This window comes from Actinomadura bangladeshensis (assembly GCF_004348335.1).
GTDB lineage: Bacteria > Actinomycetota > Actinomycetes > Streptosporangiales > Streptosporangiaceae > Spirillospora > Spirillospora bangladeshensis.
Genome location: NZ_SMJW01000296.1, coordinates 1 through 8993, shown reverse-complemented (window position 1 = coordinate 8993; position 8993 = coordinate 1). Strand labels below are relative to the sequence as shown.

Below are 8993 nucleotides of genomic sequence, written 5' to 3'. Positions count from 1 at the left end.
GTTTCATGCGGGGTATGGGAAGACATCGCAGGGGGGCGACTCGCGAGGTCACCGTGGGGGACCTCATCGACGAACTGCGCCGGTTCGAGCCCGGGGCGCGGGTGCGGTTGGCGGTCCAGCCGCGGCTGCCGCAGGAGCACGCCGTCGGGGCCGTCGCCGAGGCCGACGGGATCGTGTGGATTGGGGACGGCGGGCACCGCGGGTACGCGCCCGACGAGGTCGGCGAACGGCTCGGGTGGATCTGACGCAAAGCCTTCGCCAACCTTTCCGCCCGCCGCGCTTCGCGGTGTCGATCATGCGGGAACAGCCAGGGACGTGGCGATGCATGATCGAGAGGGTTGACCCCAGTGAGAAGCCGGATCTTCGGGCCGCTGCTCGTCGCCGCGGCCGTCACGGCCGCGGCCGTGCCCGCGTCCGCCGCGCAGGCACCGCCGCCCGCGCCGCAGACCTTCGAGGAGGAGGCGCCGCCGCCCGTCCCGCAGACCTACACCGTGGACGACTGCCCGAAGGCCCTGAGCCTCCTGACGTCGCTGCTGGACGTCCTGCCGCTCGGGCAGGACCTGTCCAGGGCCGTGTGCTCGCTGAAGACGCAGCAGAGGCCCGAGACCGAGAACACCGGTCCCGTCGAGAGCACGTACACCTCGCCGGAGGGGCGCACCGTCCGGGACGACAAGCTCCTGGGGCTTCCGGTGGAATGGCCCAAGAGCCTCACCGTCAAGGTCCCGACCGTCAACGAGGGCACGTACACCTACGGGTCGGCCGGCCGCTGAAGTCTCGCGGGCCGCGGAGGGACGCCCCTCTGCGGCCCCGCGCGTCATGAGCGCTCCCAGTGTGCACTAAGCTTTTCCTCGACCGAGGGGCTATGGCGCAGTTGGTAGCGCGCCTCCATGGCATGGAGGAGGTCTGGGGTTCGAATCCCCATAGCTCCACCTTTGAGCGAGGGGCCGGCGCATTGCGTCGGCCCCTCGCTTCTTGTTCAGGTCCGGATGAAATTGTTCGGGTCCGGGGTCGTGGTGAAGCGGAGGACGGCGCCCACGGAGATGTTCGGGCCCTCCTCGTCGGGCGGCAGGACGACCAGTTCGCTGTCGGTCGCCGCGGCGGCCCGCACCAGGGCCGCGTCCGCCCGCTCCTGCTCGGGGTCGGTGATGCCGAACTCCTCGCGCAGCTCGGCGGCGGTGGCGGCGACCTGGAACGGGTCCGGGCCGATCCACAGACGGGCGTCGGAGTCGGGGTCCGCGGTCAGGAGCAATGTCTCCACCTGGCCGTGGCGGAGGGCCGTGGTGGTCTCGGTGAGGCCCGACACCGCCCGGTCGCCGTTCGCGAGTTCGCGGTCGAAGCGCTCCGCGACCGTCATGACGCGCTCGTAGGTCTTCAGTCTCAGGAGGCGGCGCAGCTCCGCGTCGATGTCCGGGTCACCGATGTCGGTGTTCTTGTCGGTCTCGACGGTGTGCTCCAAGACGCGCTCGGAGATCTCCTCCAAGACGGCGTTCCGGACACGCGTGTCGCCCGCGATCACGACGGCCTCAGCGCCGCAGCGGTCGGCGGCGCGGTCGATCTCGTGGGCGACCTTCTTCGCGTTGATCTTCCATGTGTTCTCCGCGGCGCGCTGGAACCGGGACTGGTTCCAGTCGCCCGCCTTCGTCTTGCGGATGGGGTAGTCCTCGTCCCCCTGCACGTCGACGTGCGAGCGCTCGCCGCCGGCCGTCACGCAGTCGATCGCGCCCCCGCGGCGGTCGACGACCGCCATCAGGTGCGGGATCTTCTCACCGCGTTCGGCCAGGTAGGGCAGGACGTCCGGGAGCGGCCCGAGAGTGGCGTGCGGGTTCTGCGGCGGGCTCGGCAGCCGCTCGTCGTACAGCACCTCGCCGTCCGCGGCGAAGACCACGATGCCCTCCGACCGGCGCAGGACGATCTCCTCGTCGATGGCCCGCTCCACCGCGCGCAGGGTGTCCTCGGGGGTGTTCTGGTCCTCCAGGTCCGCGCGCAGCGCCCGCCACCGGAGCTCCACCGCCTTGACCGCGTCCTCGGTGGTCCGGGTCAGGTCGGCGTACACCGACGCGTAGGGGCCCGGACGTTCGTACAGCGTCTTGAGGAATGCCAGATCCATGGGATCGCCCTACCCCGCCCAGCTGGGACAAACGTAAAGAAGGTGGACGTCAGTCCCCTTCCGCCGCCTGCTGGAGGCGGGCGTAGGCGAGCTGGAGCCAGTCCGAGCCGGCCACCGCCGTCATCGTCGCGCCGGCGAGTCGGGTCGCCTGCGGGGCGAAGACCAGGCCCGCCGCGTAGGCCGTCGCGACCCACTGGGCCGTGCAGAACGGGCAGGTGATCAGCTCGCCGACGGCGTGCCGGACGCCCCTGCCGCGCACCTCCTCGGCCAGCTCGGACGGGCCCGCCGTCCCGGAGTACCGGGTGAACGGCGCGCGCAGCGGGCTCGTCACCGGGTCCTTCGCGATCAGCCTGGAGAGCTTGTGCGTGGTGAGCGTCATCAGCGCGAGGTCGGCGACGCCGATCGCCGGCGGACGGTCGCGGAGCCTGCGTCCGAGCAGGGCCAGCGCGCCCGTGGTGAGCGCGTACACGCCGAGGGTGCCGAGGTAGGAGCCGAGCGGGCGGTCCTCGCCGGCGGCGTACTCCTCCTTCTGCTTGCGCGCCGTGTCGACGACCGCGTTCATGTCCTCTCCTCTTCGGGCGGGCGTATCAGGCAGAACTCGTTTCGTAGCCGAGTGCGGCGGCCCAGAAGCCCGCGAGGGCCTCCGGGTCGCCACAGTCCAGGACGAAGGCGAGTTCCATCTAGTGGTCGCGCAGCGCCTTGACGAGCTCGGACTTGTTCATCGAGGAGCGTCCCTCGATGCCGATCTCGCGGGCGCGGTCGAGCAGCTCGTCCTTCGTCCAGTCGTCGTAGGAGAGGTTCTCGCCGCCCTTGCGGCCGACGTTCTTCTTCCCGCGGTTCGCCGAGGCGTTGGCGATGCGCGCGGACTTCTCCTTGCTCTCGCCCCTGTCGCGAAGCTTCTGGTACGTCTTCTCGTCCTTGATCTGCGCTCTAGGCATATCCGGACAAGTACCCGACACGCGCGGTCCACACATCGGGAACAATGGCACGGGGGAAGGGGACACGTGCGCATCGGCATCCTGGGCCCGCTCGACGTGCGGGACGAGGCCGCGCGGCCCGTCGAGGTCGGCGGCCGGCGGCTGCGCGCGCTGCTCGTCCGGCTGGCGGCCGAGGCGGGCCGTCCCGTGTCGGCCGAGCGCCTGCTGGACGACCTGTGGGACGGCGCGGCGCCCGGCGGCAACGCGCTGCAGGCGCTCGTGTCCCGGCTGCGCGGCGTCGCCGGGCGGGACGTGGTCGAGCACGGCCCCGGCGGCTACCGGCTCGGGATCGACCCGTCCGAGGTCGACGCGGTCGCGTTCGAACGGGCGGTCGCGGCCGCCCGCGCCGAAGGCGATCCGGCGCGGCGCGCCGACGGGCTGCGGGCGGCGCTCGCGCTGTGGCGCGGCCCCGCGCTCGCCGACGCCGCCGACGCCGACTTCGCGTACGGCATCGCCACCCGGCTGGAGGAGCTGCGCCTCGCCGCCGTCGAGGACCGCGTCGAGGCCGAGATCGCGCTGGGGCTGCCCGTCCCGCCGGTCGCCGAACTGGAGCCGCTCGCCGCCGCCCACCCGCTCCGCGAACGGCTGCGCGGGCACCTCATGCGCGCCCTGTACGCGGCGGGACGGCAGGCCGAGGCGCTGGAGGTGTACGAGGAGACGCGCCGCGCGCTCGCCGACCGGCTCGGCGTCGACCCCTCCCCGGAACTGGCCGCCGTGCACCTGTCGATCCTGCGGCGCGAAGGCCCGGCTCCGGTTCCGGCCCGGGAGCCTGCCGTCGAGGCGCCGTCGTCGCCGCGCACGAACCTGCCCGCGCAGCTCACCAGCTTCGTCGGGCGGGAGGAGGAGTCGCGCCGGGTCGGCAAGCTGCTCCGCGAGACCAGGCTCGTCACCCTCAGCGGTCCCGGTGGCGCCGGCAAGACGCGGCTGGCCGGGGAGAGCGCCGCCGCGCTCGTCGAGGAGATGCCGGACGGCGCCTGGTTCGTCCCGCTCGCGCCCGTCAGCGACCCCGCCGACGTGGTCCAGGCCGTGCTGTCGGCGCTCGGCGTCCCCGAGACCGTCCGCCCGGGGGAGACGCGCGTGGTCGTGCGGCCCCTCGAACGGCTCACCGACTTCCTCGCCGCCAAGCGGATGGTCGTCGTCCTGGACAACTGCGAGCACCTCGTCGACGCCGTCGCCCGGCTCGTCGGCCACGTCCTCGCGCAGGCGCCGGGCGTGCGGGTCCTCGCGACCAGCCGCGAGCCGCTCGGCATCACCGGCGAGTCGCTGTGCCCCGTCCCGTCCCTGCCGTTACCGGACGAGGACGTCGCCGACCCCGCCGAGGCGCTCGGCCACGCGTCGGTGCGGCTGTTCGCCGACCGGGCCGCGGCCGTCCGCCCCGGGTTCGCCGTGGACGCCGGCACCGTCGCCGACGTCGTCGCGATCTGCCGCGCGCTCGACGGCATCCCGCTCGCGATCGAACTGGCCGCCGCCCGGCTGCGCGCCCTCACCCCCGGCCAGGTCGCGGCGCGGCTCGGCGACCGGTTCCGGCTGCTGACCGGCGGCAGCCGCACCGCGCTGCCCCGGCACCGGACGCTGCGCGCCGTCGTCGACTGGAGCTGGGACCTGCTCGACGACGCCGAGCGCGCCGTCCTGCGCCGGCTCTCGGTCTTCGCGGGCGGCGCCTCCCCGGAGGCCGCGGTCGCCGTGTGCGGCCTGGACGCGGCCGAGCCGCACGACGTCATCGACGTGGTCGCCGCGCTCATCGACAAGTCGCTGGTGATGGCGGACGGCGACGCCGACGTCCGCTACCGGCTGCTGGAGACCGTCCGCGTGTACGCGGCGGAACGGCTGGAGCAGGCCGGCGAGACCCGGCGCGTCCGGGACGCGCACGCCGGCCACCTCGTCCGGCTCGCCGAGGGCGCCGAACCGGAGCTGCGGCGCCACGACCAGCTGCGGTGGGTGGAGCGGATCGCCGCCGAACGCGACAACATCACGGTCGCGTTCCGGCACGTGATCGACACCGGCGACGCCGAGACCGGGCTGCGCCTCATCGCGGCGCTGCTGTGGTTCTGGGTGCTGCGCGACATGGAGCGGGAGGCGGGCGGCTGGGCGGTCGCCGTCCGCGGCATGGTCGGCGGCACCGCGCCGCCCGGTCTGGAGGAGGCGTACGCGCTCTGCGCCGTCACGGCCGGCCTCGTCAGCGAGATGACGAAGGAGCCCGGCCCCACGCAGGACTCGATGCAGGAGACGCTCGACGGGATCCTCGCCGTCGTCCCCGACGCGCCGAGGCATCCCGTCCTCGCCCTCATCGAACCGACGTCCGCCATCTTCCACGGGGACATCGGCGAGGTCCGGCGGCGGCTGCGGGGCGTCCAGGACCACCCCGACCCGTGGGTCCGCGCGATCGCGCGCGTCCTCCGCGCGCACATGGGGATCCACGGCGGCGACATCGACGAGGCCGCCACCGAGGCCGCCGACGGCTACGCGCGGCTCCGCGGCCTCGGCGACCGCTTCGGGATGATCGTCGCGCTGGGCGCGATGATGCAGGTCGCGCTGGCGCGGGACGAACCGGCGGAGGCAGTCCGGTTCGGCGAGGAGGCCTACGGCTACGCCACGGTCGGTGTCAGCCCGGAGCAGGGCGCGGCGATCCTCACGCAGCTCGCCCAGGCACGGGCCCGGCTGGGCGACGTCGCGCGCGCCCGCGAGGACCTCGAGCACGCCATGGCGCAGATGGAGCGGATCGGCGAGTTCGCCGACGCGGCGACCGCCTCGCTGCTGCTGTGCGAGCTGGCGCTGCAGGAGGGCGACCGCGAGGCCGCCCGCGCCCTCGCGGGCAACGCGTACGCGTGGGTCGAGCGGCGCGGGCACCGCCCCGACTTCGCGCAGGCCGTCCGCCGGACCTACAGCCGCCTCGGCTGCCTCGCCGAGGAGGACGGCGACCTCGACGCCGCGCGGGACTGGCACCTCAAGACGTTCGCCGGCCTGCGGAACGACGCGCTGATGGGCAATCCGACCGTGGCGTCCCTCGTCGAGGGCCTCGCCGCCTACGCCGCCGCGCGGGGCCGTTTCGTCCGGGCCGCCGAACTGCTCGGCACCGCGCACAACCTGCACGGCTACCGGGACGTCGCGTCCTACGAGGTCGGCCGGACGCTGGCGGCGGCGACGCAGGCGCTGGGCGACGCCGCCTTCGACGCCGCCTACGAGCGCGGCAGGCGGCTCACCCGCGAGGAGGTCTTCGAGCAGGGCGACGACCTGATCGCGTCCATCTGACCGCCGGCGGCCCCGCGGCTCGGTCGCGGGACCGGGCACGGGACGGCGATGGCGCGCGCCGCCCGGGACCGTGCGTCCGGGGCGGCGCGTCCGCGGGGCGGCCGGATTCAGGACCGCCGCGAGTACATGCGCATGGCGAGGGGGAACGTCACCAGCGTGATGCCGGCGGCCCACGCGAGCGTGTACCAGAGGTGGCTGCCGATCGGCCCGCCGACCGTCAGCGCCCGCACCGTCTCCGCCAGGTGCGTGACCGGGTTGACCTTCGTCCACGCCTCCAGCCAGCCCGGCATCGTGGACGTGTCCGGGACGAGGATGCTGCTCCCGAACGTCAGCGGCATCACCCACAGGAAAGCCAGCCCCTGCACCGTCTCCGGCGACGGCGCGATCAGCCCGACCAGCACGGACACCCACGACACGGCCAGGTAGAACACGTACGCCACCGCGAACGCCGCCAGTACCGAGAGCGGATCGGTGTGGAACCTGAACCCGAGGATCGACCCGAACCCGACGAGCATCGTCATCACGACGAGGAACCGGGCGGTGTCCCCGAGGACCGTCCCGATCAGCGGCGCCGAACGCGCGATCGGGAGGCTGCGGAACCGGTCGAACACGCCCTTCTGGATGTCCTCGTTCAGCGCCGTCCCGAGCCCCATGGTGGCGAACATCGCCATCTGCGCGACGAGCCCGGGAAGCAACTGCTGCAGGTACGAATGGGTGTCGCCGGAGACCGCACCACCGAACACGTAGAGGAACAGCAGCAGGAACACGATCGGCATCAGCGTCGTGTCCAGCAGCTTCTCCGGCGAATGCCTCAACTGGGCGATGTTGCGCCAGGCCAGGGTGAGGCCATGCCGCAGCGTGCGCTGCGGGCTGACCCGCGCGGGCGGCTCGGCCGCGGCCGGACGGGCGTGGGCGGTCATCGTGGTCATGCCACGCTCCCCTCGGGGACGAGTGCGGACTGTGCTTCTTCGGCGAGGTGGCCCGTCAGCGTGAGGAACACCTCGTCCAGGCTCGGCATCCGCAGCGCCAGCTCGGCCGCCACGATGGACGCCTCGTCCAGCCGCCTGACCAGTGCCGACAGCAGCTTCGGATCGTTCACCGGCGCCGTGACGAGCCCGGACGCCTGCTGCGCCTCGGGCCGCTCCCCGGTCAGCTCGGCGACGATCGCGGTGAGCTGGGCGGTGCGGTACGGCTCCGCGGCGCGCACCACGAGGGTCTGCCGGCCGATCTGCCCCTTCAGGTCGCCGGACGTCCCCTCGGCGATGACGCGGCCGTGGTCGAAGACCGCGATCCGGTCGGCGAGCGCGTCGGCCTCCTCCAGGTACTGCGTGGTCAGCAGCACCGTCGCGCCGTCGGCGACGACGTCCCGGACCGTGTCCCACACCTCGTTGCGGGCCCGGGGGTCCAGCCCGGTCGTCGGCTCGTCCAGATAGATGACCTCGGGATGGTTGATCAGGCTGGCGGCCAGGTCGAGCCGCCGGCGCATACCGCCCGAGTACGTCTTGACGGCGCGCGACGCGGCATCGGTGAGACGGAACCGGTCCAGCAGCTGCGCGGCCCTCGCCTTCGCCTCCCGCCTGCCGAAGTCCAGCAGCCGGGCGATCATCACGAGGTTCTCGGTGCCGGTCAGCTCCTCGTCCACCGACGCGTACTGACCGGTGAGCCCGATCTTCGCCCGGACGCGCGCCGCGTCCTTGACCACGTCGTAGCCGGAGACGTGAGCCCGTCCGGCATCGGGTCTGAGCAGCGTCGCCAGCACGCGCACGGCGGTCGTCTTGCCGGCCCCGTTCGGCCCGAGGACGCCGAGCACCGTGCCGCGGCGCGCGACGATGTCCACCCCGTCGAGGGCCTTGGTCGCCCCGAACCGTTTCCGCAGCCCCTCGGCGCGGATCACTTCGTCCATCGATCTCGCCTTTCACCTGTCCGTCATCTGTGACGGTCACCACCGTGGAGGAGGGCGCTGACATGCCGCGGACATCGGCGTCCTGACGCTGACACGCCACTGACACGGCACTGATCAAAAGCTCGTCGAAGCAGGGTTCACCTGCGCTTTCACGAGTTCGACGGGATGCGGCGCCGGAACCGGCCCCGGTGCGGGAGATGAGCCTGGGCGGACGTGCGGCGGCGCTGATGCCCCTGCGGGCGAGGGCCTGTGGGCCCGACATCGATTTGACGGGCCGTCCAGTGCTGCTAATGTCTGTCGTGCCCCAAGGGGATGCGGGACGCCGACAGGCGGACGGCCCCGGGGGAAGCCGACAGAGGAAAACGGTTCGCAGCCTGCTGCGGGTCGGGGTACTCTTGAAAGGCAAGCCCGATCGGGATGCAGGACGCCGCGAGGTGGCCGGTCCGCAGGGCATCTCCTACGGAACGATCATCGCCAGGTCTTCGGCCTGGGGGTGTGTCGTCGCCGCAGGGGACTGGGACGCCTCCGAACGTCAAAAAGATCTTCGCTGATCGGCTTGACAACGGAAGCGGAACAGGTAAGTTAGAAGGGTTGCCCCGGAGCCGGGGCCTGCGGGAGCGGGGTTCGGCGCGGTGGGTGTCCGTTTCTTGAGAACTCAACAGCGTGTTAAAAGCCAGTGCCTTTATCGGCTCGGTCAGTTGGCCGGGCCGCCCCGTGGCCATCTTCGGATGGTGGGGATTTCTTTGAGGCAATGCGC

At 72.7% G+C, this 8993-nt stretch carries 9 protein-coding genes and 1 tRNA gene; 4 read left to right on the top strand and 6 right to left on the bottom strand.

What is annotated here, in order from left to right:
• From E1284_RS35180 to E1284_RS35170, 3 genes are all read left to right on the top strand, one after another.
• Nucleotides 1-245 (top strand): hypothetical protein (locus E1284_RS35180; RefSeq protein ID WP_207924124.1); only part of this gene is annotated, 245 nt, incomplete at its 5' end.
• 102 nt (nucleotides 246-347) lie between these two features.
• Nucleotides 348-770, top strand: coding sequence for a hypothetical protein (locus tag E1284_RS35175; protein ID WP_131944480.1), 423 nt, complete (start codon nucleotides 348-350; stop codon nucleotides 768-770).
• Between the two features lie 86 nt (nucleotides 771-856).
• Nucleotides 857-929: transfer RNA gene (locus E1284_RS35170), tRNA-Ala, on the top strand.
• A 47-nt stretch (nucleotides 930-976) separates the two neighbouring features.
• On the opposite strand, the gene E1284_RS35165 is transcribed toward E1284_RS35170, so the two are convergent.
• The 4 genes from E1284_RS35165 to E1284_RS42030 are packed head-to-tail and all read right to left on the bottom strand — an operon-like array spanning nucleotide 977 to nucleotide 3045.
• On the bottom strand, nucleotides 977-2107 hold the full coding sequence (locus tag E1284_RS35165) for a baeRF2 domain-containing protein (protein ID WP_131944479.1): 1131 nt from the start codon (nucleotides 2105-2107) through the stop codon (nucleotides 977-979).
• Between the two features lie 49 nt (nucleotides 2108-2156).
• The gene (locus E1284_RS35160; RefSeq protein ID WP_131944478.1) at nucleotides 2157-2669 is read right to left on the bottom strand and encodes a DUF1360 domain-containing protein; all 513 of its coding nucleotides are present in this window, start codon (nucleotides 2667-2669) and stop codon (nucleotides 2157-2159) included.
• A gap of 25 nt (nucleotides 2670-2694) precedes the next feature.
• Nucleotides 2695-2787 (bottom strand): VOC family protein, encoded by a 93-nt coding sequence (locus E1284_RS44165; protein ID WP_207924123.1) that lies wholly within the window; start codon nucleotides 2785-2787, stop codon nucleotides 2695-2697.
• Nucleotides 2788-3045 carry a DUF7218 family protein gene (locus E1284_RS42030; protein ID WP_165965546.1) on the bottom strand — a complete coding sequence of 86 codons (258 nt, stop codon included), beginning with the start codon at nucleotides 3043-3045 and terminating at the stop codon, nucleotides 2788-2790.
• A 66-nt stretch (nucleotides 3046-3111) separates the two neighbouring features.
• Here E1284_RS42030 and E1284_RS35150 point away from each other — a divergent pair, with 66 nt between their 5' ends.
• A complete protein-coding gene (locus E1284_RS35150) occupies nucleotides 3112-6333 on the top strand; it encodes an ATP-binding protein (protein ID WP_165965545.1) in 3222 nt (1073 codons plus the stop codon).
• 107 nt (nucleotides 6334-6440) lie between these two features.
• Here the strand turns inward: E1284_RS35150 and E1284_RS35145 are convergent, their stop codons facing one another.
• Nucleotides 6441-7262, bottom strand: a complete 822-nt coding sequence (locus tag E1284_RS35145) for an ABC transporter permease (RefSeq protein ID WP_131944476.1) — start codon at nucleotides 7260-7262, stop codon at nucleotides 6441-6443.
• Nucleotides 7259-8236, bottom strand: coding sequence for an ATP-binding cassette domain-containing protein (locus E1284_RS35140; protein ID WP_131944475.1), 978 nt, complete (start codon nucleotides 8234-8236; stop codon nucleotides 7259-7261). The genes E1284_RS35145 and E1284_RS35140 overlap by 4 nt, the downstream gene beginning before the upstream one ends.
• Nucleotides 8237-8993: the final 757 nt, after the last annotated feature.